Source organism: Acetivibrio cellulolyticus CD2 (genome assembly GCF_000179595.2).
GTDB lineage: Bacteria > Bacillota > Clostridia > Acetivibrionales > Acetivibrionaceae > Acetivibrio > Acetivibrio cellulolyticus.
Genome location: NZ_JH556658.1, coordinates 728,569 through 753,804, shown reverse-complemented (window position 1 = coordinate 753,804; position 25,236 = coordinate 728,569). Strand labels below are relative to the sequence as shown.

22 protein-coding genes are annotated in these 25,236 nt (G+C 34.9%); 5 read left to right on the top strand and 17 right to left on the bottom strand.

What is annotated here, in order from left to right; all coding sequences use genetic code 11:
• Positions 1–7 precede the first annotated feature (7 nt).
• The 11 genes from ACECE_RS0218840 to ACECE_RS0218795 all read right to left on the bottom strand — a co-directional run bounded on the left by ACECE_RS0218840 (position 8) and on the right by ACECE_RS0218795 (position 14,871).
• Complete coding sequence (locus ACECE_RS0218840; RefSeq protein ID WP_010250063.1) at positions 8–6,634, bottom strand: non-ribosomal peptide synthetase; 6,627 nt, start codon at positions 6,632–6,634, stop codon at positions 8–10.
• Between the two features lie 18 nt (positions 6,635–6,652).
• Positions 6,653–7,807, bottom strand: a complete 1,155-nt coding sequence (locus ACECE_RS28170; RefSeq protein ID WP_010250061.1) for a 2-deoxy-scyllo-inosose synthase — start codon at positions 7,805–7,807, stop codon at positions 6,653–6,655.
• 401 nt (positions 7,808–8,208) lie between these two features.
• A complete protein-coding gene (locus ACECE_RS0218830) occupies positions 8,209–8,487 on the bottom strand; it encodes a hypothetical protein (protein ID WP_010250059.1) in 279 nt (92 codons plus the stop codon).
• Positions 8,488–8,502: 15 nt separating this feature from the next.
• Positions 8,503–9,198: an HAD family hydrolase gene (locus ACECE_RS29640; protein WP_010250057.1), complete on the bottom strand. Its 696-nt coding sequence runs from the start codon at positions 9,196–9,198 to the stop codon at positions 8,503–8,505.
• A 144-nt stretch (positions 9,199–9,342) separates the two neighbouring features.
• Complete coding sequence (locus tag ACECE_RS0218820; RefSeq protein WP_010250055.1) at positions 9,343–10,359, bottom strand: AAA family ATPase; 1,017 nt, start codon at positions 10,357–10,359, stop codon at positions 9,343–9,345.
• Positions 10,352–11,056, bottom strand: coding sequence for a nicotinamide riboside transporter PnuC (gene pnuC / locus ACECE_RS0218815; protein ID WP_010250053.1), 705 nt, complete (start codon positions 11,054–11,056; stop codon positions 10,352–10,354). Before pnuC ends, ACECE_RS0218820 begins: the two co-directional genes overlap by 8 nt.
• 66 nt (positions 11,057–11,122) lie before the next feature.
• A complete protein-coding gene (locus tag ACECE_RS32395; RefSeq protein ID WP_205410209.1) occupies positions 11,123–11,410 on the bottom strand; it encodes a type I restriction endonuclease in 288 nt (95 codons plus the stop codon).
• 179 nt (positions 11,411–11,589) lie between these two features.
• The gene (gene rhuM / locus ACECE_RS0218810; protein ID WP_010250051.1) at positions 11,590–12,867 is read right to left on the bottom strand and encodes a RhuM family protein; all 1,278 of its coding nucleotides are present in this window, start codon (positions 12,865–12,867) and stop codon (positions 11,590–11,592) included.
• 179 nt (positions 12,868–13,046) lie between these two features.
• Entirely contained in the window at positions 13,047–13,457 is a 411-nt protein-coding gene (locus ACECE_RS0218805) for a hypothetical protein (protein WP_010250049.1), read from the bottom strand.
• Positions 13,458–13,530: 73 nt separating this feature from the next.
• Entirely contained in the window at positions 13,531–14,031 is a 501-nt protein-coding gene (locus tag ACECE_RS0218800; RefSeq protein WP_010250048.1) for a hypothetical protein, read from the bottom strand.
• Between the two features lie 72 nt (positions 14,032–14,103).
• On the bottom strand, positions 14,104–14,871 hold the full coding sequence (locus ACECE_RS0218795) for a CPBP family intramembrane glutamic endopeptidase (protein ID WP_010250046.1): 768 nt from the start codon (positions 14,869–14,871) through the stop codon (positions 14,104–14,106).
• A gap of 317 nt (positions 14,872–15,188) precedes the next feature.
• On the opposite strand from ACECE_RS0218795, the gene ACECE_RS0218790 reads away from it, so the two are divergent.
• The 3 genes from ACECE_RS0218790 (at position 15,189) to ACECE_RS28160 (ending at position 17,775) form a co-directional block, all read left to right on the top strand.
• Positions 15,189–16,103 (top strand): DUF4180 domain-containing protein, encoded by a 915-nt coding sequence (locus tag ACECE_RS0218790; RefSeq protein ID WP_010250043.1) that lies wholly within the window; start codon positions 15,189–15,191, stop codon positions 16,101–16,103.
• A gap of 56 nt (positions 16,104–16,159) precedes the next feature.
• The gene (locus ACECE_RS0218785; RefSeq protein ID WP_010250041.1) at positions 16,160–17,377 is read left to right on the top strand and encodes a glycosyltransferase; all 1,218 of its coding nucleotides are present in this window, start codon (positions 16,160–16,162) and stop codon (positions 17,375–17,377) included.
• A gap of 83 nt (positions 17,378–17,460) precedes the next feature.
• Positions 17,461–17,775, top strand: a complete 315-nt coding sequence (locus ACECE_RS28160) for a hypothetical protein (protein WP_010250039.1) — start codon at positions 17,461–17,463, stop codon at positions 17,773–17,775.
• A gap of 102 nt (positions 17,776–17,877) precedes the next feature.
• Here the strand turns inward: ACECE_RS28160 and ACECE_RS29635 are convergent, their stop codons facing one another.
• The 3 genes from ACECE_RS29635 to ACECE_RS0218765 form a co-directional block, all read right to left on the bottom strand.
• The gene (locus ACECE_RS29635; protein ID WP_010250038.1) at positions 17,878–18,696 is read right to left on the bottom strand and encodes a hypothetical protein; all 819 of its coding nucleotides are present in this window, start codon (positions 18,694–18,696) and stop codon (positions 17,878–17,880) included.
• Positions 18,697–18,916: 220 nt separating this feature from the next.
• Positions 18,917–19,108: a hypothetical protein gene (locus ACECE_RS0218770; protein ID WP_010250035.1), complete on the bottom strand. Its 192-nt coding sequence runs from the start codon at positions 19,106–19,108 to the stop codon at positions 18,917–18,919.
• 14 nt (positions 19,109–19,122) lie between these two features.
• Positions 19,123–20,013, bottom strand: coding sequence for an SPFH domain-containing protein (locus ACECE_RS0218765; protein WP_010250033.1), 891 nt, complete (start codon positions 20,011–20,013; stop codon positions 19,123–19,125).
• 546 nt (positions 20,014–20,559) lie between these two features.
• Here ACECE_RS0218765 and ACECE_RS0218755 point away from each other — a divergent pair.
• Positions 20,560–21,258, top strand: coding sequence for a hypothetical protein (locus ACECE_RS0218755; protein ID WP_010250031.1), 699 nt, complete (start codon positions 20,560–20,562; stop codon positions 21,256–21,258).
• A 132-nt stretch (positions 21,259–21,390) separates the two neighbouring features.
• On the opposite strand, the gene ACECE_RS0218750 is transcribed toward ACECE_RS0218755, so the two are convergent.
• The 3 genes from ACECE_RS0218750 to ACECE_RS29625 form a co-directional block, all read right to left on the bottom strand.
• The gene (locus ACECE_RS0218750) at positions 21,391–22,809 is read right to left on the bottom strand and encodes an esterase/lipase family protein (protein ID WP_010250029.1); all 1,419 of its coding nucleotides are present in this window, start codon (positions 22,807–22,809) and stop codon (positions 21,391–21,393) included.
• 162 nt (positions 22,810–22,971) lie between these two features.
• Entirely contained in the window at positions 22,972–23,970 is a 999-nt protein-coding gene (locus ACECE_RS29630) for an RDD family protein (protein WP_010250027.1), read from the bottom strand.
• A 167-nt stretch (positions 23,971–24,137) separates the two neighbouring features.
• Positions 24,138–24,539 carry a zinc ribbon domain-containing protein gene (locus ACECE_RS29625; RefSeq protein WP_010250025.1) on the bottom strand — a complete coding sequence of 134 codons (402 nt, stop codon included), beginning with the start codon at positions 24,537–24,539 and terminating at the stop codon, positions 24,138–24,140.
• A gap of 160 nt (positions 24,540–24,699) precedes the next feature.
• Here ACECE_RS29625 and ACECE_RS28140 point away from each other — a divergent pair.
• Positions 24,700–25,236, top strand: a 537-nt coding sequence (locus ACECE_RS28140; protein ID WP_040428735.1) for a transposase, incomplete at its 3' end; no start/stop codon positions are given.

Genomic DNA, 25,236 nt, shown 5'->3' with positions numbered 1-25,236 from the left:
CCCTCCCCTAATCAAATAGGGCGTCCAGATCATCCTGTCTAATATCGAGTGTTTCAAAGTCTGATGGTGTAAAAAATACATTTTCGGTAGTAGTAGTAAAACAAATTATATCTTTCAGATTCTTGAAGTATTTATCTCTAAAATCCAATATCGTCTCTTCCTTAAACATTTTATTGCTGAAATTTATATCCAATTCAAAGGAACCATTTACAACCATACAGTTTATCTCCAGCTTTGCTGTGATAGTATTTGCAGAAGATATATCACTGCCGCTTTTCAGTAGTGAATAAGCAAAAATATCATTATCTGCTTCCTTGTCAAAACGTCCCAAATAGTTGAATCTTATTTCTGCCAACTTAGGTTGCATAGGCGAGCAGTGCAGCGCTAGCGGAACAGCCTGTTTAGGTTGCATAGATGAGCAAACCAGGCTGTCACTTTCAGGTATAGCTCCACTAAGATATTTAAGTATTCCATATCCTATACCGTTTTCAGGAACTGACCTTATTTGCTCCTTTATCTCCATTATCTGTTCGCCCAAACTACCCTTGATAAGCTCAAGCTTTAAAGGATATATGGCTGTAAACCATCCAACCGTTCTTAAAACATCTACGCCGTCAACATTTCTTCCGTGGTTTTCCATTTCAATTACCATCTTGCTTTGATCAGTCCACTCATTTATTGTTTTCGCCAGTGCTGTAAGAAGGAGTTCCTCAACACTTGTGTTATAAGCTTTATTAGTTTCTTTCAGAAGTTTTGCTGTCTCACCCTTATCCAAACTTCCTTTTACCGTTGATACCAGACCTAAATTAAAGTTCTGTATTTCAAAATCAGCCGGAAGTTCAAATTTCACTTCATCAACTCCAAGCCAGTATTCTTTTTCCCCAAGTACTTTTTGACTCTTGCTTAAATCAACTAACTTTTCATACCATTCCTTCATGGAGGCTGTTTTAGCCGGCAAAGGTATCTCCTTGCCTTCTTCCAAGGCTTTATACGTGCTATATAAATCCTCCAGTATTATTCTCCATGAAATACCGTCAACCGCCAGATGGTGAATCGTGATAAGCAGCTTTACATTGTTTTCTCCGAAGTCTATAAGTGCAGCTTTAATCAACAATCCTCCCGCTATGTCAAATCCTGATTTTAGTTGCGCACCTAAACTTTCCAGTTCACGCTCCTGATCTTTTGGACTTAACCCTGAAATATCAAAGCTATCCACTTTGAATTTCATATTTAAGTGCGCATTATTGAAGAAAAGTTCTTTGCTCTCAACTGAGTAATTTATTCTTAAACTATCATGATGTTCTATTATCTTTTCAAAAGTTCTTTCTAATTTTTCAATGCTAACATTCTTTTTAAGGTCAAGCAAAACGGATTGATTGTAATAATCCGGAACACAAAATTCCTTACTGAAGAACCAACTAATTACCGGAGTTTTACCGAAACTTCCCTTTACTATCCCCTGTTCATATCCTATTGAGGCACTTTTACAGTCCGAATTAAGACAGATTTGTGAGACTGTCCGATATACCAGAATGTCTTTTACTTCTATATCTATACCTTCCCTCGACAGTAATGATGTAACCTGTATTGCTTTTATAGAATCACCGCCGAGTTCAAAAAAGTCATCATTAATGCCTACCTTCGGAACTTCCAGTACATTTCCCCATACCATTGCTATTTTATTTTCTATTTCATTACGTGGAGGAATATATTCAACACCCGAAGTCACATTGCCAACCGGTTCCGGAAGCGCTTTTCTGTCAGCTTTTCCATTTGGAGAAAGAGGCATCTTTTCAAGCCGTATAAAATATGACGGAACCATGTATTCAGGCAGGTTCTTTGTCAGATGCTCTCTTAGCTCTGCCGGTGTAAGCTCCCTGTCAGATACCAGATATGCACAAAGGTAGCTGCTGCCGTCTTTATCCTTTCTTGCTGTTACCACTGCCTCTTTTATACTTTCGTGTTTTAATAGTTCTTCTTCTATCTCCCCAAGTTCAATTCGGAAACCTCTTACCTTTACCTGGTGATCGAATCTCCCAAGGTACTCTATATTACCGTCAGGAAGCCACCTTGCAAGGTCTCCTGTTCTATACATCATTTTCGAATCGATTAAGTTATCGCCCTCATTAAATGGGTTTGGAACAAACTTTTCTGCCGTAAGTTCCGGCCTGTTGAGATAGCCTCTTGCCAATCCATCACCTGCAATACAAAGTTCACCCGGTATTCCAACGGGTTGAAGGTTGTTATGTTTGTCCACTATATAAAGCTTTATATTATCTATTGGCTTGCCTATTGGTACTAGTTCGATATCACCTTCAGAAGGGCAATCATAGTACGATACATCCACCGTTGCCTCGGTTGGACCATAGAGGTTTATAAGCTTTGTTCCAAACTTAAGTCCCGCATGCCTGTTAAACCTTTGCACCTGCTTAGTTCCTAATGCCTCTCCACTTGCAAACACCTGCCTCAGGCTTGAAATCCTGTTCAAATTCTTTTCATTTTCCATATATTCTAAGAACATGTTAAGCATTGACGGAACAAAGTGCATTGTCGTTATTTTATTCTTTTCTATTGCCTCAGTTATTGCACCTGGGTCCTTCTCTCCTCCCGGTACGAGGAAACAGACCTTTGCTCCTGCAAAAAACCACCAGAACAGTTCCCACACCGACACATCAAAGGTATAAGGTGTTTTTTGAAGTATTACGTCTTTTTCTCCTATTGGATACTTTTTATGCATCCAGTTGATTCTGTTTATCACGGAATAATGCTCTATCATAGCTCCTTTTGGCTTTCCTGTAGAGCCTGATGTGTATATCACGTATGCCAGGTTTCTTGATGTATTTATCTCCTCTAAGTTTGAAGTCTCTGCACTATATAGAGCCTCATCATAAAGGTCTAAAACAGTGACTTTGCAAGCAATTTCACCTTCATCTGCCAACTGTACGCCATAAGCATTGTTCTTTGTCAAAAGTATATTGGCACCGCTGTCCTCTAGCATAAACCTGACTCTTTCGTCAGGATATTCAGGGCTTATCGGAAGATAGGCCCCGCCTGCCTTTAGGACTGCGAGTATTCCAACCATCATTTCTATTGAGCGCTCAAGCATTATTGCAACTATGCTGTCACCCTTAACGCCATGCTCTCTCAATACTCTGGCAAGTGAGTTCGCTCTTTTGTTCAGTTCACTGTATGTCAGTTTCTCATTTTCAAAGATTATCGCAGTACTGTCAGGAGTCTTTTCAACCTGTTCTTCAAACACCCGGCCTATAGTCTTATTCATTGGATATTCACACTTTGTGTTATTGAAATCTGATAGAATCTGTTTTTTCTCGTCTTTTGTCAGTATTTCAATTAATGAAATTTCTATTTCCGGATTTTCAACAACCTGTTTAATGATACTTTCAAAATGCCGTGCAAACCTTTCCATTGTCTCTCTCTTAAAAATCATCGTACAATATTCAAGGTTAAACTCTATACCCTCCTGATTTTCCGTAGCTTCAAGTGTAATATCAAATTTTGCTGCTTTGTTGTTTACTTCATAATTTGTAAAACGTAAGCCTTCGATTGTGAATTCAGGTATTTCCATGTTCTGAAGCACAAACATAGTATCAAAAAGCGGATTTCTGCTCATATCCCTTTTAATATTCAGTTTTTCCAAAAGCCAGTCGAACTGGTAGTCTTGATTTTCAAATACCTTTAATGTTTCTTTTCCTACTTCTTCAAGAAAACAAGCGAAAGTTTTACTAGCTGTTGGAAAATTTCTAAAAGGGATTGTATTTACAAACATACCAATAATGTTTTCCAAATCAGGGTGGCTTCTTCCCGCTACAGGAGAGCCGACAACGATATCATCCTGTCCGCAATATTTTGACAACAGAACATTGTATGCAGCCAAAAGCAGCGTATAAAGGCTTATACCTTTTGATGATGCAAATTTTTTAAGCTTATCTTTTAGCACTTTGTCAAAACCGAATCTTATTCTATCGCCCTCAAAGCTTCTCACAGCTGGCCTTTGAAAATCCAAAGGCATAGAAAGTACCGGAATTTCACCAGAGAACTTACTTAACCAGTATTCTTCCGCTTTCTTTGAGCTTCCCTTGATTAGGCTATCTTGTTTCCATTGCGCATAGTCCTTGTACTGCACACTTAATTTTTGTAGTTTTTCTCCCCTAAATAAGCTCACAAATTCATTTACCATAATACCCATTGACGTTCCATCCGATATGATATGGTGCATATCAAGCATCAACATATGCTTTTTCTCAGATATCCTGACAAGTCCAACTCTTATCAGTGGTGCTTTTGACAAATCAAAGGGCTTTATGAAATTTCCGGCTAGCTCGTCTATTTTTTCTCTTAAATCAGCTTCACTGACTTCCGGCTCGTTTATATAAAGCATTTCCATATTAAAATCCACCTGTTCGTGTACCCTTTGAACAGGCTGTCCATCTATCACCTCAAAGGAAGTACGGAGAGTCTCATGTCTCTGTACCAAGGCCCTAAAAACATCCTCAACCTTCAGAACATCAAGAGGGCCTTCTATCATCATTGCTACCGGAATGTTATAGCTTGTTCCGGAACCCTCAATCCTATCTAGGGCATAAACTCTCTTCTGCGCGGGAGATACTGCATAATATGTATTCTCTTTTGCAGGCAGAATCTCAATATATTCACTTTTTTCTGCCGTATCCACAAATTCTGCAAGTTCCCTGATCGTTGGAAACATGAACAGGTCTTCTAAAGCAATCTCTACACTAAAATGTTTATGAATTTTAGAAGCTAGTATTGAAGCCTTTAGCGAGTCCCCACCTTGCTCAAATAGATTATCATTCCTACCGATATTATTAACATGCAATACCTCTCGGCAAATCCCAGCAAGTTTTTCTTCAGTGCCATTGTGCGGAGTATCTGTAACCTGACTGGCTTCGTACTCATTTAAAAGCATTTCAAGTTCTTTAATTGATAAGTCATACTCACCCTTTTTATACAACTCCGCCATCTTATATCTTTGAATCTTTCCGCTTGTCGTTTTCGGAATATCCCTTACGGGGATTATATGTGCAACCTCTAGCCCCATCTTGCTAAATATATGCTTTTTTAAACTAACTGCCAATTCAACAAAATTTATAAGCTTCTTTTTATATAAAACTAAAATTATTATGTCATCTTTTTGTGCAACAGAATTAAACACACCACAAGCAACCACCCTGCCAAGTTCTATACCTTCAACCTGCTCCGATACTCTTTCCACGTCATGTGCATAATAGTTCTGTCCGTTTACAAATATTACATCCTTAGCCCTTCCTGTAACTATCAACCTTCCGTTTCTCAAAAATCCAAGATCCCCAGTATTCAGCCAGCCATCAGCCCTGATAGTGTTTAATGTAGCTTCCGGGTTATTATAGTAACCTGAAGTCACATTCTCGCCATATATTTCAATATTACCTACCTTGTTTTCACCCAATACACAGCCTTGATCAGCACAAATCCTTACGGAGCAACCCTTTACCGGGCAGCCAAGGTCAGCAAACTCTACCCAATTTGTGTCACAGCTATTGTTCACTTCTTTTATGCTGTCTCCAATAAACAGGAATTCACGTTCAAGCTTTATGGATGCAATTTCCTCATTAATCGGTGGAAATGTCACTGCCAGGCTTGCTTCCGCCATTCCAAAAACATTGAACATTACGTTGGATTTGACGCCAGGGTCTTTCATCTGATTTAAGAACCTTTTGCATAAGTCCACTGATATAGGTTCAGCTCCATTAACTATCAACCTTACACAAGAAAGATCCCAATCACTTGCTATTTCAGGTTTGTAAAATTCGAGGAAGTATTTGAACCCGAAATTAGGTGATGAGAGAAGATTTATTCTGTGTTCATTAGCCTTTTTTAACCATAGAACCGGATGGCGGATAAACAGAGCTGTTGGCATTATGTATTGGTTTATACCGGCTGCCAAAGGTGACAAGTGAAATCCTATTAGTCCCATATCATGAGTTAACGGCATCCAGCTGAGAGCACTATCTTCTATAGTTACAGCCATCCCTGAAATGATCCCGTCAATATTGGTTAACAGGTTGTGATGAGTAAGTACTACACCCTTCGGATCACCGGTTGAACCTGATGAAAATTGTATAAAGGCAATATCCTCCCGTAAGGGTTTGTAAACAACTCCAGTACCATGAACTTCCATCATGTCTTCTACTAAAACTAATCTTTGAGCGACTACTGTGATTTTGTCCTCGCTCAAGCCATCCTCCAACAACTTCTGAAGAACTTTTGACCCCTTATCATCGGTAAGAAGATAAGGATTATTTAATATATCCAATATTTTTAATAATTTTTGTCTGTGCTCATGGTTGTTCCCAACTGTTACTGGAACAGGAATTATCCCTCCAAGTATACATGCCCAGAAACACAAAACAAACTCGAAGTTATTCTCAATTTGAAAAACCAGCTCGTTGCCTCTCTGAATGCCTTTAGCCTGCAAATTGTACAGAACTTCCAATGATTTTTCATACACTTCTTTATATGAGACGTATACCTCATCGTGTTCTCCACCAATGAATGTAATACCCTTATTGCCATCCTTATTTAAAATTAAATCAGTCAAATTACTATACTGTTCCATTTGCCTACATCCCCTAATTTAGTCTATCTTGCTGAATATCCTGCTTGAATTCCGCAGCCTATCGGCTACTTTCTTTATACTCTTCTCAAAAACAGGTTTTGGAACAAGTTTGATATAGTTGGTGTCCTCTCCGCAGCACTTTCCGAGTGATTTTAGCAGGACCATAGGAACAGAACCATCATTTTCAGTTATGTACCCCCGTTTATTATCATGTCTCATAACATTCCAGATCTCATCTTTTGTGTATGCTTCTACATTAGAAAGCTGGTTTATGATACCAATCTTTTCTAAAAGTTTGTAGTGAATATCTACTTCATTTTCTTTAAGATATCCCAATTCATGGCTTATCTCACTTTCAACCATCAAGCCGAAAGCAACTCCCTCTCCATGCTTAATTTCACCCTTTGAAAGGAATTCAACAGCATGTCCGACTGTATGTCCATATTCAAATACAAGAGCCTCTTTCTTCTCGTACATGTCTCTTTTTAAAAGGCTGCACTTAGCTTTAATTGATAAATCCAGGAACAGGTTAAATTCATCAAATGTATACTCGACCCTATCATTGAGGATTTCATATAATTCAGGTATTTGCTGCGGAATAACCGAAACAAGATTTTTTACCAATTCAGCCAGACCTGCATTATAATCACGTTTCGAAAGGCTCAAAAGACTTGTATGATCTGTAAAAATCATTTCAGGTTTATAAAACATACCTAAAAGATTTTTGCCAAGGCGAGTATTAACTGCCTGCTTTAATGATAATACGGAGTCTGTTGCTGCCATCACCGTAGTAGGAATATGGATAAGTTTTATTCCTCTGAACAATAATCCTGCCACAAGTCCTGCAATATTCCCAAGAACCCCACCGCCAACTGCAACTATGCATGACTTTCTATTAATGCCAAGCTCCAGTAAACGCTCCGAGATTAATTCAACTTCTTTAAGACTTTTATACTTCTCACTGACTTTTACACTTACAACCTCACAACTAATTTCTTTTTGCACCAGCTTTTTTAATCCGGTTACATAATCCACATTTATCGCATCGTCAAATACTATAAAAGCTGAGTTAATTCCAATCTTTTTTAACTTTTCAATAAAGTCTTCGGTATTATCAGAAAGATAGTACGGATATTCCAACTCTCCTATTATTATGCGGTATTCATAAAGCATAGTATTTCCTTCTTTCGTAAATTGTTTATCATATGTAAGGCAACTAACACTTTTAAATCCCTAGTGACAACGAACTTTAAAGATAACAAATTCGCTCCCTATTACATGATTATATAGGGTTATTACTACATTAAGTGGAATAGAACTTGAATTTTTATTGAATTTTTATTGAATATAAATTGAATTTAACTTGAATTTTTATTGAATTTTTGTTGAATTGATTTATAATTTTGAACTTTTTATATATTCCTTTACACTATACTAACATTTTACCACTTTGAGGTATATTGTAAATATAAAAAAGAGACAAATTAACCAAACCAAATTTGTCCCTTTCTATATTTAGTTCACACAATAGGACAGCCACTTTGTTTATTGGCAGCAATAATTATCTACCAATCCTAATCATCTGATCCGCAATCACAATCGCAATCGCAATCACTACCGCAGTCATTATCACAACTACAGTCATCGCCACAATCGCAGTCGTTTCCATCATTGCCATCATTTGAATCATTGTCAAAATTAGAATTGTCACCAGTATTATTATCAATTCCGAAAAATGTCGAATTGTTATCACTATAACCATTAAATCCGCTGCTTCTTGAACTGTTTTTTGAAAATATCACTGCAAATATAACAGCCAACGCAATAACAATAATTACTAAACTTGTTCCCATAATAACCCTCCTGCATTAAATTATTTCTAATAATTCTTTTATACTTTGCACCTTTCTGTCTGCGTTTTTATTAACATTTTCCTTATCCAATAAAACCGCATTAAACCCATAACTCGTCGTTCCTACATAATCACATACATAATCGTCTCCTACGAATAGAATCTGTTCCTTCGGTACTCTTGCCAATGCTAATGTTGCATCATATATTTCCTTACACGGTTTTCTCCATCCAATGTTTACCGATGTTACAACGAAATCAAAATATTTATCTATACCATGAATTTCAAGCAATTCTTCAATACCACCGACCACCATGAAGTTAGATACTATGCCACACTTAAACTTTGAGTGCAAGTCTGCCAAAGCAGCTTTAACATCGTCAGCTACATAGCAATTAGCCTTATAATTTTTCCAGTAGTTAGCAGAAATTGCATCTACAGCTTTTTCTATCTGATTTTCATCAGTAAGTTTTTGATTGACCATAAGTCTGAATCTATCAAAAAGATTATATTCTTCATACTTTTGTCTGGCTTTCTCCATTTCGGATTTTACTCTTGCAAAATCACTCACAAAGGAATCAAAATCATTCCACAAATCTTCATATCCGCTTCCATGATACGCAAACGCGGAATACATCCTTACGTCAGGTAGTTTTAAAACATCTACGATAGTTTCCATACAATCAAATAGTATAAACTTGATTTCTGACATAGAGTTCCTCCCCAACTGCCAAATTGCATATTCAATTGTAATCATATTTTCCCATGATAGTCAACTTGCTAATCTCCAAAGTTTAACTTATCTTCATCAAAAGCATTTCTAGTTCTTCAAATTCTTATGAAAAAGTTTTTTAGTTCACTTTAATCCATTGAGCAATTTATCGACCTCTGAGGTCACACTAATAAAACGTTCCTGGTAATTTCCACGAACACTGATATACTCTATACCTCGCTCATCAAATAAATGCTTTATCTGATTTCCATACTTTTCTCTGTCGGAAGCTATCACTTCACTTCTATCACCATCTTGAACAAATTCCACATCAGGCTCTAAATAAAAGACCAGATCATAATGGTTTAAATCTGAAATTGCATCAGCTAGTGACTTATTCTTCTGTTTTTCATTTTGCGGATCATCCAGGAAATCAATATAGAACCTTGTAATCAAACAATCCGTGTCAACAAATAAAACTTTGTTACTATGTTTAATTGCCTCTATTTCATTCATTTTGTGAGTCAACAGGATATCCGTAAAATCACTCGAAATCATCAGTAAATCTGTCCCTGAACGCTCAGAAATTTCTCTTCCAGCTTCGTCAATATAATTAGTATTATAATAATTTGCCAAATTAATAGTAAGCGTTGATTTTCCAGTGCTTTCCCCGCCAATAAGCAGTACCTTTTTAGTGAAGTACGGTTTCACAACGTTTGGAATACTATCCCAATGAGCGTAAGGATTCTTTCGAACCTCTGTCGAACTAATTCCGTTCCGTTCGATGATATAAAGCTCACTCTCTTCATAGCACTGCTTCCAATAACTATTTTCATCATAGTCACTTCCACAAAAAACCACATCAATTGGTTTCCCTATCATACTTTTTACTTTCTTAGCATCGCGATGCCAATACTCTTTAGTATAAGCAACTTTTGCTGTTGCATCATCCTCAAGAAAGTGTATGCTTACATTCCCAATATGTTTTGTCACCTGGTAAATCCACCGATACCTTATTCTCGGCTCAATCTCATTCCGGTTTATACCGCAGCTGATAATAACGTGCAGCTCCCTGCACTGATTTGCGGCTTCAATTATACACCTGATATGTCCTTGATGCAGAGGATTAAAAGATCCTCCGTATATCCCTACGTTATACATTTGCTTCAACCCTCCTGCTTTCCCTATTCCACTTAACAAACATGAACACAGCATTTAATAGATAAACGCTCCACATAATTAATGTTGCAACGCTCTCTCCACCGGTAAAAAACGCCATAATCCACATGATTACCGTAACTACATCAATAATAATCCAGAGCACCCACTGTTCCATAAATCTCTTTACACATAGAATTTGTGCAACAATAGAAAGTACTGCAGTTAAACTATCGGTAAAAGGAAGATTTCCACCCATTCTCTTTAAAACCAGTCCATAAAAGTAAACACCTATAGCAGACCCTGCAAAGGCGATAATCCTCCATTTGCCTGACATTTGCTTCTTTTCAACTTCTTTTGTCTCTGCACTAATATGCTTATTCCACATCACCCAACCAACTACATTCATCGGAACATAGTATAAAAGATTGAGCATTACTTCCCCATAATACTTTGCTCCATAAGCAATATAAGCATATAGCACTGTATTAACCATACCAAATATGTAAGATGAAACTTTCCCTTTTCCGGTCATTACAACACAGACCACCCCGGTAATTGCGGAAATTATTCCAACCAGACCTTCCTTCCAGTATATAGAAAGTGCTAGAATTGTAACGGTAGATATAGCAATCCATAGAATCTCCCATAGCTTCCAGCCTGACAATTCATTTTTTACAAACTCATTAATTTTCTCCATGTCTATATCTCCATTTCTATGTCGAAATTGCCTTATTAGCTAACACCTCTAAGTCGGTTGGTTTAGTTAGCAAAAATTCTCCTTGGTTAATACCTCGAGATAATACGTCAAATTCTTATCATATGCGGTTTTTACCAATATGTTTGAATTTTTCAGTTCGATGAAAACAAGGGGCAGGCCATTTATAAATATAATCAAATCCGGTCTTCGCCAATGAACCTCTCCTTTGATCCACATTTGTGAAGCAAGGGTAAAATCATTATTACACGCATTTTTATAATCAATGATATTAAGAAGGTTACTTTCTTTTTTGCCGTTCAGCTCATAGTCAACCTTTATGCCTGTTCTGAGCAGTTAATAATTCCTAAAAGTATGTCATAAAGCACCAGCTTTTTATTTTCCCTGCCTATACCGTCGGGAAGTATCCCCTTTTCAGCAGTAAAACATTTAATATTTCAACAAGTTGCTTGATGGCTGCCTGCTCAATCATGTTCTCTGTGATGATTCTTGGCATATGCATATAACCCCGAAGTCTAGTTTTCTCCTTTTAAATACCTTTCCATTTCTTTATCAAACTGAGAAACATATTCTTGATCCTGTCTTACTCTGAATTTATCATACTCTTCGCTTGCCTTGGCTAAAGCTTCCTCGTGGCTGATGCATCCTTTTCCGTCAAGCACTTTCCTGCGGTTGTTTTCAAGAAACCTGTTAGTTTCGCCCACCCAATCCTGCATACTCATCAATATTCCATCTTCCGCCTGCATTTCAGCATAATCAATAAACATTGTTACAATCCTGTTCATTTTGGACAGTTCTTTTTCGTTAAGATAGTTCTTGGCAATTGAAATATCACTTTTAAGTATTTTTCCATCGGGAGAGTTTTTCCAGGTAGTCAATCCCATTGTTGGAAGCTCACTGTTTGCCCTTTCCATTATAAGTTCTGCCGCTGTTTTTCCCGTTATTGCATAATGAAGTTTATTTTGTACAAAGGCATAAAAGGCTTTGGTAGTCTCACTTTTTTTATCATAATCATAGCTGCATTGTTCAAAAACATCTGCAATTTTCTGATAAGCTCTCCGTTCGCTGGCACGAATTTCCCGGATTTTTTCCAGTAATTCATCAAAGTAATCCTTGCCAAAAGCTCTGCCGTTTTTCATCAGGTCATCGTTAATGGCAAAACCTTTCACTATGTATTCCTTCAAGGTTTGTGTTGCCCATTTCCTAAAGCGTGTGGCTTCCTTTGAGTTCACCCTGTAACCTACAGCAATGATTGCATCAAGGTTGTAATGGAGTGTATTGTATGTTTTTCCGTCTTCAGCAGTATGTGCAATTTTTGCACATACTGCTTTTTCATCCAATTCATCTTCGGAAAAAATATTCCTTAAATGTTTGGTAATTACGCTTCTATCTACTCCAAAAAGTTCACCTAAAGCTTTTTGTGTTAGCCAGAAGGTTTCATCCTTAAATATTACATTTATGCAAACATTCACGTTGTCTGAGGTATATAAAATAATTTTATTTCCCATCTCACACCTCCAGTTTCCGCTCATCAGACGCGGAAGCAGCAAGTCACGCTGTTTGATGAGGTTTTGGTTTTTTGACTGCAATATTTGAATTTGTTCAAGGTTAATACTATTTATATTGCCAAAATAATTTCTAATTTGTGGTTCTGGTAAAAAAGTTTTAATTCTTTTTAACACACCTTGAGTTATAAGCGGTTGTGCTAAACCTCTTGCATACAAATTCAAGTTCATACTCTTTGACTGCCAATTAACCATTTCAGCCAAAATAGCATATTTAATTGTAATCATATTTTCCCCTGATAGTCAACTTACCGTTTCTCAAAATGTAACTTTTCTTCATCGAAAGCATTTTTAGTTCTTCAAATTCTTATAAAAAAATGGTGTTTTGAACAGCATAGTTTAATATGAGAATTTTATTGTAAAATACGCAACAGGACCAATATAAAACAATCCCCACCAAAATCACCTTATTCCGTGAATATTAGTTCATCTTTTTCGCTAACCAAAACGTCAACATCACAGGTTTCTTTATTAACAATTATTCTCCATCCAAGGTTATCTACTTTAAATAAACCAAATATACGATGTTTACTAGGCTCATAACTCTCAAGATCAATATAGTCTAACTTATCAAGGTTAAAAATAATGTCACCAACACTTTTTGTCGACTTCCCATCAAACGTCAAATCATAATCTTCTGTATCAACAATATAAGAGGAAATTGCTGTCTTTAATCCCCCAGATATTGTATTATTAATACCTATATCAGCTTCTTTTGTTGAAATATCATTTATAAATACCCACGGGATAAAAACATAAATTGATATAACAAAAATAGCAGTCAATATGATGATTTTTAGTACCTTTTTTATTTTCATATTGTATCCTTCGTAATCATAAATGGGGGTTATATTAATCTTTAGAAAGTCAAACAATTTTATACAAAAATGCTTAACTCCGAATAAAAATTGTTACATTACCATTCTGAGGTTTGCAATATATAATTTCCGTTGATGTTTGCCCTACCCGTGAATAAAACTCCACCTCTTCAAATTTGAAATCCCACCAACTAAACTTTTTTTTAACTTGCATAAAAAATTCAAAAGTTTCTTCATCTATTGGATACTGTGATATTCGACTATTGTTATTTATCTTAAACTCATCTAATTTGCTTTCAGGTATCACAATCTTAGAATAATAAGATATTGAAGGTCCATCAGGCGAGAAACCTGATAATTTCGTCATACCCATATTAAGTATCGAAGAACCTTCTACTAATTCAACATAAAATTCTTTTTCAAAGGTCTGAATTATGTTTTCATCTTTTATATTAATATTTTTTATGCTTTCAGAAGGTATAAACGCTGCAATTAAAATTCCAAATAGAATAATAATTGCTAAAAGACCCGAACCTCCAATAACCACTATAGGACTTAATTTTTTCCCTTTCATCATTCCCCATCCTTTATTTCATCTCAAAAGATAAATCTCTCCTATTTTATCTTCAAAATCACACGATCCCAACTAAATCCCCATTATACCTATTAAAATAATAACCCATACCATCATGTTTGGAACTACATGAATAAGATAAGAAACAGTAGTATTTTTTGTTTTCAGTGCCATAAATGGGGTAATTAACATACTTGGTAGCATACTTATGAAATTCCATTTCAAACAACAATGCATTAGCCAAGCCCACAATATGCCGTTTATTACCCAAGCCCAATTACCATATTTCTTTTCCTGACGAGGCAATAAATAACCTCGCCAGATTACTTCTTCCCCAAGCATTGCAATTAAATGCAAAGGTATGAAAACAATCAGAAATAACCAATTACCCTTCAGTGGTACCCCCATAAACACCTCGATGGGCAGAGTGAATTCTTTAAGAGGATTAAACGGCGGAGACAAATATTGGGGTGGTGCTAATATAGGAGATTTTGCAAAGAATATGCCTAATGGTTCTAACGCAGCTTCTGATACAATACAAACCAATATTCCTATTACAATGTACTTTATATCACTTTTCTTAATTTTCTTAAAACTAAAAAATTGAAAATATCCTCTAAAGCTAATGCTATCACACTCACGTTTGTATAAGAGTAAACCTACAAATATTAGTGGTATGGTTATAATCCACATGGAGCCTAATACTCCAAGCGCTTCATTGATTCCGTAACTTATAATTGATGGTACAAGATAATACATTGATAGATATAACAATATGCCCGGTATCCCGAAAAAAACTATAGACTTCAATAATCCAACTGGCTTTATTTGTTGATTCATATTTTCACCTCGACTTATAAAATAACATTTGCAGCCCACTCTAGCCTATTATATTCTTATACTTTCTAATTGTGTAATCAACCAGTCAAACAACTTTTAAATTTCATCTTGTGTAAATACGTTAAATTGAGTCATTTATACTTACAGTAAATCCTTATACTTTAACAATAATTCTATCACAATTTCCAATTAAATCAATAAACCTTACTGGCTTATAATGCTCAAGAAACGTTTAACTTTTCTTCACAAAAGTATTTACCATTTCATTAACATATGTTACAATTAACATATGTTAATGAAATACGGAGGTGTTTTAAATGTCTATCAAATTTGCAATACTTGGAATACTTAGCTGGAAACCATCTACGGGATATGAATTAAAAAAATTCTTTGAGGAATCATCAAGCATGTATTGGTCCGGTAATAACAACCAGATCTATAAAACTCTGATTCAGTTACAGGATGAAGGTTTGGTTGTCAATGAAGTTATTCATCAGGAAAGCTCGCCATCAAAAAAGATATATACTATAACAACAGAAGGAATTTCTGAATTAAAAGAATGGGTTAAGTCAACACCGGAAGCTCCTGAGTTCAAAAAGACTTTTTTAATCCAACTTGCCTGGTCCGATCTGCTCAACGACAAGGAACTAAATGAGCTGCTGTCCAATTACGAAAACGAATTAAAGCTTCAATTAGTTTTAAATCAGGAAAAAAGCAAACGAAATCTTAATTCACCCGACAGAAGCCCTCGTGAAATTCTTCTATGGAATATGATCTCAAAAAATATCATATCATCCTATAAAAATGAATTGGAATGGGTTGAGCAGCTGCGTCATGACCTTTTTGAAAATGCAATTAATGAGGAGGGTAAAATGAACTATAATATTATAAAAAACGGAGACAAAAAATATTTAGAACTTCTTTCTGCTTCCGATCCATTAAGCACAGAACAAGATGCGGTTGACCTAATTGCTTTATGTGGCGAAGCTGATACAAACATGTTATTGGTAAATTATTCCGCATTATCGGAAGACTTTTTCAAGCTCAAAACCGGAATAGCCGGAAAAATACTGCAAAAGTTTGCAAACTACCGTGTAAAAGCAGCTATTCTAATTCAGGATAGTTCAATTTTAAAGGGCCGGTTTAAAGAAATGGCCTATGAAGCTAATAAAAATAATAATTTCAGGATATTCGAAACAAGAGAAGCTGCAGAAAAGTGGCTTGTTGGTTAAGTGATAGAATAGTTGAATTCCTTAAATTAAAATAAGAAGATAGGATGTGATGTTTAATGAAAATAATCCTTATAACATTAGGTAGTGTCGGTGATATCAATCCATTCATTTGGATGGGAAGAATATTCTCTAAAGCTGGTCATACTGTAGTATTTCTAACAAACCCATATTATGAAGAAATGGTTACAGCGGAAGGGTTTGAATTCCATCCTATAGGTACAGTTGATGATTACACCATCGCAACTACCCCACCTATAAAAACCGGAAACAAATTTAAGGATAAAGGTGAAGGTGTTAAAACTGTAAGAAGGCTTTTTGATTACTTGTATTTGAAGCCTTCAAAAGATATATACAATATTGTAGACAGGTTAAAAACCTCTGACACAATAATATTGAATCATTTTTGTGTGTATGGTGCAAAAATTGCAGCAGAAAAACTAAAAATCAAAAATATAAATATTAATCTTTCTCCTCACTGGCTAAGGACCTTCAAGGCAGTAGACAGTTTTTCAACACTAATTGAGAACAAGGTTGTAAAAGTAATAAATAAATTTATAGACAATCAACTTCTTGGAAAACCGATAAATAATATCAGAAGTGAATTTGAACTGCAGTCATTAAAAAAGAGCAGTGCTGAGTGGATGTTTGACGGTATAAATTGGAACCTATTTCCCGACTGGCTTTTAAATTTCAAATTATCAGGAGATTTGAAGGTTGACTTTGTTGGCTTTCCGAAATCGCTTAAAGAAGATAATAAGCTTCCGGATAATATTGTAACTTTTCTTGAAAAGCATGAAAAACCGATTTTATTTACTCCTGGCACAGCGTTTCAAGACAATAAAAACTTCTTTAGCGAAGCGGTACTGGCTCTCGAAAAGTTATCAAAGCCAGGAATATTTCTCACAAAGTTCAAAGATGCGCTACCTGAGAATCTGCCCGACAATATTATCCACGCCCAATACCTACCGCTTGAACTTTTGCTGGATAAATGCTGTGCTATTGTACATCATGGTGGTATAGGAACCTGTTATGAAGCCTTAAAGGCAGGTATTCCGCAGTTGATTTGTTATAGGATGGCAGAACAAACAGAAAACGCTAATGCAATAAAAGCTTTAGGTGTAAGCACTCAAATCCCCTTCAAACGTGTTAACAGCAAACTACTTTTTGAAAAACTTCAGATAATACATAATAGAGATGTTCTGATAAAATGTACTGCAATAAAACAAAAGCTTCAAGCAGAATCACCGGAACATAATTTATTGTCATTATTATAAAGAGGTTGACTATTTACAAGGTAAATGTAGTATAATATTATTTAGTAGTGAGTTGTGTTTAGTTATTTTGGAAGGGTGGTATTATGGAACAGGTTTTAAATCAAATACTTACAGAATTAAAGGTACTCAATAATAAAGTCAGCGATCTTGAAAAAAATCAAGAGCTACTCGTTAAAAATCAAGAGCAGTTTGCTAAAAATCAAGAGCAGTTTGCAGAAGGTCAAGCACGAATAGAAAAAAAATTAGATGCAGTATATGATCAAACTGCAGAATTAACTGAGTTTCGAACTGAAACCAGACAAAATTTAAATGCTATAAGTGACAATATTCGTTTTCTTCTTCATAAAGAAATGGAAACTGAGAAGGAAATATTCTTGTTAAAAGAGAAAAAGGCATAATAGCCAAATATTGTTATATCAATATTTGGCTGAAGAAATTTCCTTATTTATAAAAACGGATAGTTTATCATTCCAAGAGGATGTGAACCATCTTTTTTTCTCTTATTCATAAGTTTTACTTCCAATTTGAAGCTTTTTTAAATAAAACACTTCACAACCACCATCATAGGAATTATCATTTCTAACTAAACTGGTTTCCCATGTAAAATAACCGTTATTTCCACTTCCCTTCCTGAACGCATTTACCAGGTATCCTTCCATATAAACAATATCTTCTTTTTTGATATTCCTTACACCTCTGAGAACACCATTATTGGCTGCAATTATATGATTATTTGCAGAATGGGTTGATATATAATCCATATTTAATGGGCAGTCACTAGAACTAGTTACCGTATAGCGTCTTCCCGCCTGAAAATACTTAATATATTCATCATACTCAGGCTTAACAAGTTCACCCCATGCTAACGCCAAATCGTATTTACCCAGCAAAGACGCATCATCCTGAAAGAAATTAATATGATGCTTGCTTTTAACCTTTGCAACAATCTTATAATCAGCAACAGGAGTTATGTACCACTTTTTCCATAAGGTCGTAACAGAAAAACTGCGTCCTGTAGTATCAGTCTGTGTCGGATCATTCTGTGCACTAAAACTATTATAGGAGGTTTGAGTTACTGGCATCCTAAGTCCGCTAAAGAAATTAACAGCAAATACCACACAAATAAAAATTAAAACAATAGAAATAATTTTAGGTAAAAGCTTGTTAGTATTTTTCACTTTAATAACACAATCTGGGCTTTGGTTTTCATTCATAAGTTCAGCTTTTCTCTGCTGCATCTCACTATAAGTTCTTACTTGTCCCTTTTTCATTTCATCAAATAATTGATCCATGACTTGCTTTTCGTGCTTCTTATCCAAGCTATCACCTCTTTATCCCAAAAATACATTTTCCAAATAATGCCCCTATACATAATTATAATATAATAATGCTATAAATTCACCCCCTATAGAAAGCTTTTCCTTAGTTATTTGTACACGCTTCAAAACTTCCCCAAATAATTAAGGTTCGGAAATCTCTATCTATTCCCGAACCTTAATATTGGAATGCAATTTTTTTAAATCATGCTCAAAGTATATTTCACACGTTATCAGGGTTATCGTTTGACTCATCCTTTTGAGAAGGCTTAGCCTTTTTTCTTTTTTGTATTGCATCGTGTAAAATGTACTCAATTTGACCGTTTATTGATCTAAATTCATCTTCAGCCCAACAGCTAAGCTCTTCCCATGTTTTAGGGTTTAGTCTTAATAGAACAGTTTTTTTCTCTGCCATTATCACTCACACCTTTAATTATGAAGTGTGCCTGTATTTATAACCGGCTGTGTTGATCTTTCACCGCATAACACTACCAATAAGTTGCTTACCATTGCTGCTTTTCTCTCTTCATCAAGTTCTACTATTCCATCTTCACTTAACTTGGTAAGAGCCATTTGAACCATTCCTACTGCACCTTCAACAATTTTCTGTCTTGCAGATATTATTGCTGAAGCCTGCTGTCGTTGGAGCATTGCAGCTGCAATTTCAGGTGAGTATGCAAGGTGGCTTAGTCTTGCTTCCTCAACTACAACACCAGCTTTCCCCAATCTTTCCTGGAGCTCTATTTTTAACGCCTCTGCTATCTCTTCGCTGCTGCCTCTTAATGAAATGTTATGTTCCTGATCCGTTATGTCATATGGATACATACCTGCTAAGTGTCTTATGGCAGATTCACTCTGTACCTTTACATAGTCAATATAGTTTTCAACATCAAACACTGCCTGAAATGTGTTTTCTACCCGCCAAACTATTACTGCCGCAATTTCGATAGGATTTCCAGCTTCATCATTTACCTTGAGTTTTTCACCATTTATGTTTCTTGAACGGAGAGAAATTTTCTTTTTTGTGTAGAATGGATTTGTAAAGTACCATCCGGACTTTTTTACCGTTCCCTTGTATTCACCAAACAAAATAAGAACTGCTGCTTCGTTTGGCTGCAAAGTAAAAAATCCGTTTATAAAGATAAACCATATAATTAATAAAATCGATCCCGAAATTATTGATGCAACTGGTATTACAGATGGATGATTTGCTGTTTCGATAATGCCCCATATTATCAAAAATAGAGATATTGCAAGCATAAGCATATTTGCAATAAACAATGTAAACCCTGGCTTAACTTCTTTAATTTTTTCTTTCATATTACCCGCCTCTTTTCAATAATGATATTATTTTGATATCACTTCTATATATTCATTATAGCACTTTTATATTATATATCAATTCGGATTTCAAGTCATTTCAGCTCAAAAACTACCAAAACAGCTGAAAAGTCTGGAATTTTCACATTTAAATTATGAAACTGCGGAAATTCAGTTTTTTCCATAGTGAGTTATACCCAATTGATGCTAACAGCGACAATGTGCACTGACTATAAAAGTATCTGCACAAACAACTTATTGACAAAATTGTTTTGTCAAGTGAAAAACGTCATTGATTGTAATGACTTTAGTAATCGCAATTAATGACGTTTCTCATCTTGAAACTAAGTTCATAAAATGTTAAATTGTTTTAGTATTAATTACCAGCTGTAGATATATACCGCTATAGCATTAGCTCTTTATTAATGAAAAATTCAAGAATAACTCCGAACCTGAAAACATCAACAAAGCTATTTAACTCAAAAGGATCATTTGTTTTAACAATTTACGAAATACAATACTTAATAATTGGAAGGGGTAAAAATTATGTTTAAACGAAAAATAGGTGCTGTTGCAATAATTGGTGTATTATTTGTTGCAAGTTTTGCAGGATGTAGCGGTAATAAAGAGACTGTCAAAATTAATGCTGATGGAACAAAGGTTAGTGTAGGAACAGATGGCGTTAATATCAATTCATATGGAACAAAGGTTGACGTTGGAACAGATGGTGTTAATATTGATTCAGATGGAACGAAGGTTAATGTAGGAACAGATGGTGTTAGTGTTGATTCAAACGGTAAAAAGTTTGATTTAGATGTAGAAAGTGAATCTGATGATTCCGATTCGTTAGGTTCAATACTTTCATCTGCCTTGGACACGGTTGGTCAAGTTGTTGAAGCTGACATCAAAAATACAAAAGGTACACCTGAATCGAGCATGAAAGACGGTTTGGACCTAAGTCAAATATCTCAGTACTATAGGAAAGACATAGTTCCGCTGTATGAAGGGTCAAAAATACTTCAATCGGAATGTGATAAAAGCTCATGCGATGTAACGCTAGTAACAGAAAAAAGTATAAAAGATGTTAAAAATTATTATTCAAATGCATTAAAATCCGTAGAAGGTGTTTATATGGAATCTACAGAAAATCTATTTACTGCTTTAGGTAAGAAAGATAAGTTAAGTTTTATACTTAAAGTAGAGAAAATTAATAATGGTACCTTAATTAATATATCTATAGAATAAATAGGCTGTTTTGTACTTTAGCTTGAATATAAAAAACCAAAATGACAATAGCCACTAAATCAAATGGTTATTGTCATTTTCATAAAACGTTAGTTTTGAAGATTTCAGTGCAATTTTTTCTACAATCAATTATTAAAACCCCATATTTTTCAGTCCCGACACAATTTCAATATATTTTTCTCTTGCATCAAATCCTTCGTAGTCATTTCTTCGCAGATCTATAAGATCCCCATGTGAAATGCCTCGGTTGTGTTTGGTTGACAATACACCTTTAAATTCTCCCCATTTTGAAGATTCTATTGATACAAATCCGTCATTCTCGCCTTCTACCAGCCTTAGTATGAGATTTGGAATTGTGAGAATATAATCGCTGAATATATTATTCATTACAGCTGCAAAGCTTTGATAATATACTTTTTCGGAATCTCGTACGCTTTTATTGAATTCTTCGCAATAGCTAATCGTAAGCTGTCGGCTCGAAACAAATATATCTGGTTTTTTATCTCCCATTAATCTCGCATTTTTGTTGAAGCGATTTCCAATCAAATTGATGAGAGGTTCAGGAAGTTTATATATAATATCAATTATTTTTGCTCCATGATGCGGTGTAGAAATAGTGGTAAGAGACGCAACGTGATCGGACATTCCGAGCATACTTATCATATAACGGGCATCTAGTCCTCCCCTTGAGTGTGCAATAATATTTACTTTTTCACACCCTTCAGTTTTAATGATCTCCAAAATTCTTTGCTTGAGGAACTCTCCATTATCTTCTATTGTAGCCCATGCTTCATGATTGCCGTAATATATGGTTGCGCCATGCCGTTTCAACTCACCGGGGATTCTTCCCCAATAGTTAAAATATTTAAAATCCTTAAAACCTATACCATGAAGCATAATTAGCGGATACTTGGTTTTACATATTTCGGAGTCTATTCTCACATTTCTATTTAAAATTCTATATAACTCACGTTCATACTCAGCTTTCACTATGTTGCCTAGATACACTATAAAAAATAAATTTACAATTGGAATCCACATATAAATTATAATGAGAATTTTCTTTATGATACTTAGTTGTTTGGAAGTAATAATAATTCGGAGTATACCATTTAGATACAAACTAGATATAAATATTACTGTCAATATAATATCTGTCACAAAAACCTGAGGAGGTATTGAACTTTTTACAAACCGGTTTAAGAGCATATAAAACGGAATTTGTGCAATCCCAGAGTATAAACTATATAATATAAGTCTTCGTCCACCCACCAAAACATGTACTCGAAAATCGTCTATCTGCTTTTTAGAATAAGGTGAAATACTAACCTTTATCCATATGTAAATTGCAAATAATACATAAATAACTGTCAAGTACTTTGCAGAGATAAAACTTTGCATCTTTGATATAAAAGCTGCAGCCAGTATAGTATGGGGTACAATTATTATAAGTACACTCATAAGCAGTTTATTGGTTAGATTTATTTTTCTGATGATATCCATAAAAATTATTGCAAGAAACAGTATTGTTATCAAAATGTATGATCCCACAAGATTACATCTCCATAGCATAAGTTTAAAAACACAGTTTTCATATTATACTGATTGTTATTAAAAAAGTCTGATTATAAATATAAAGTGTGCCTAAAAGCATGCTACAACTTAAATCTTAACAAAGATATACGTTACCATGCACTTCCGCAAGATAGCACTTTACTCCTTTTTTAAATGTTCTTTATATTCCAACTGACCATTTATTGGACAGGTCATATAGGCAGTATAATAACCATCGGAAAACATGAATTTAAATTTATTTTCTCCTTCAAATATATATAGTGTATCATCGTTGTCAAACATGAACTTTAAAGCTCCATTACTTGTATTAATATACATGGTACTGTTTTTTTTATCATAATAAACAGTAAATCCTACTGTTCTTTTGTCGTTTGCCCATGCTCCCACATATTTTTCTGCTATACTTTGCTCTACCTTAACACCATTATTCTTAAATTGCGGTAATATTTTCATTTCGCTTATCATATCCGATACAAGCACTTTACTGCCTATAAAACTAAAACCAAATGAAACAACCAAAACCAGTACCCAAATAATTGAACTAGAGAGAATAGAACTTTTAGAAGATTTACTTGCTTTGCCATACATTTCTTCAGCTAAGGCTTTTTGTTCGCTAAATGTTTTTATTCCTCTGCTTTTCATTTCCTCATAAAATGCTTCAGTTTTTGTTATATCTTGCGTTAAATCCATAGCACTCTGGTTTTCTCTTTCCTGATCTATTACAAAACTACCGGCTAACAGGTCGTGTACTGCCTGCTTTTTTTCATTAAACATTGCAATAGTAAAGAAAATTAAATAAAGTCCGGTTGCTGCTGAAATAAATTTTGCCACTGATCTTATAATGACCTTCAAAAAACTTGCCTTAGCGCAAGCAACTTCCATCTCCATAATTATCTTCCCGGGTGTTGCAGATAGATTCGAACTTAAGAAACTAATTTCGTATGTTAGATATATCATTGCGTATATTAGATAAAACTTTGATAAAGAAGAAAAATTCCCTTCAATTATTTCTTCTACCGGAAAAATACTCATTCCGGACATTCTTAATACCAATAGCACTCCATACAAAATGCCAGCAATTATAGCGTTGTCAAAAAACCATGCCCAAAATCTTCTAGATATTACACTATAATTCATAATTATTCTCCTTTTAGTCCGAAAATAAAAGACATGTTAACAAAACGTTATTGTTATAATAATTTTTGAAGTATATGAATATTATATCAGATTATGTTTAAACATGCCACATTAAGAGCTAGTATTTTACAAATAACAAATCAGCTTGTTGCTTGAAACTTAATTAATTATCTTTTAAAAACATCTGTAGAAATAATTTCAGCACCACAATATATGCAATTAAGCTTGTTTTTTTGCAATATCTGACCACATTTCGGACATTTGTCCGGTAACTCAGCAGCGACCTTGCCGTCCAACTTTCCATCCTTTAAATCTATCTGACGTATTTTTTCCTTAAGTTCTTCATCTGTATGTTTAGTAGTTTCTTTTAAAATCATCCATAATGCTTCAGTTATAATCATAAGTTTTTCTACTTTGAGTTTAAGGTATGTAACCTCTGTACTTGCTTCCCTGGCTTTAGATTTAGCTTCTAAAGCATCCAATTTTGCATAGGTTACATCAGTTTTATTACAACTGTGTCGGTGTGTGTGTCTATCATCCAAAATTTCATCAAAAAGTTCATCAAACATATGCGTTACCCCCCAGATAAATAGTAAATTAGTTATTTGCGAAATGCTATAACGCTTGAATTTACTGCATTTCAAATTGATATTTTTATTGTTTTCCCCCTCTGCTTCTAGTAAAATATAGGTATCTAATCCAATTTTAAACAAGAGAAGGGGAAAACAAATGGTAAAACTTTATAAACAAATTTCTTTTGCTGACACATTCGAAGAATGTAAAGATGTTTTTCAAAATAATAAGCCAAAATTTCTTAAGCTACTCTCACAACATCTTGATTTATCTTCGCTTATACCACAGGATTTTTATTGGTCTTACCACAAAACTCTAGGGAGAGACCGTAAATATTCACTCTCTTCAATGCTTTCAGCATTAGTTCTGCAGAAAATTCTTGGCATTCCTACAGTTTCGCTACTCATTATTTTTCTTAATTTATGCCATGAAGCCCTTGAATTCTGTGGCCTTCCAGACGTCCCTCATAACTCTCAGTTTACACGGTTCAAACAAGATTTCGTTATTTACCTGGAAAACTTCTTTAACCACCTTGTAGATATTACAGAACCTATTTGCCAGGAAATTAACACTACTCTTGCATCCACTATCGCTTATGATACTTCAGGTATTGAAACCTTTGTAACTGAGAATAACCCAAAGTTCATAAATTCTATCATAAAAAAACTCAAGGCTTTCTACAAGGACAAGCCT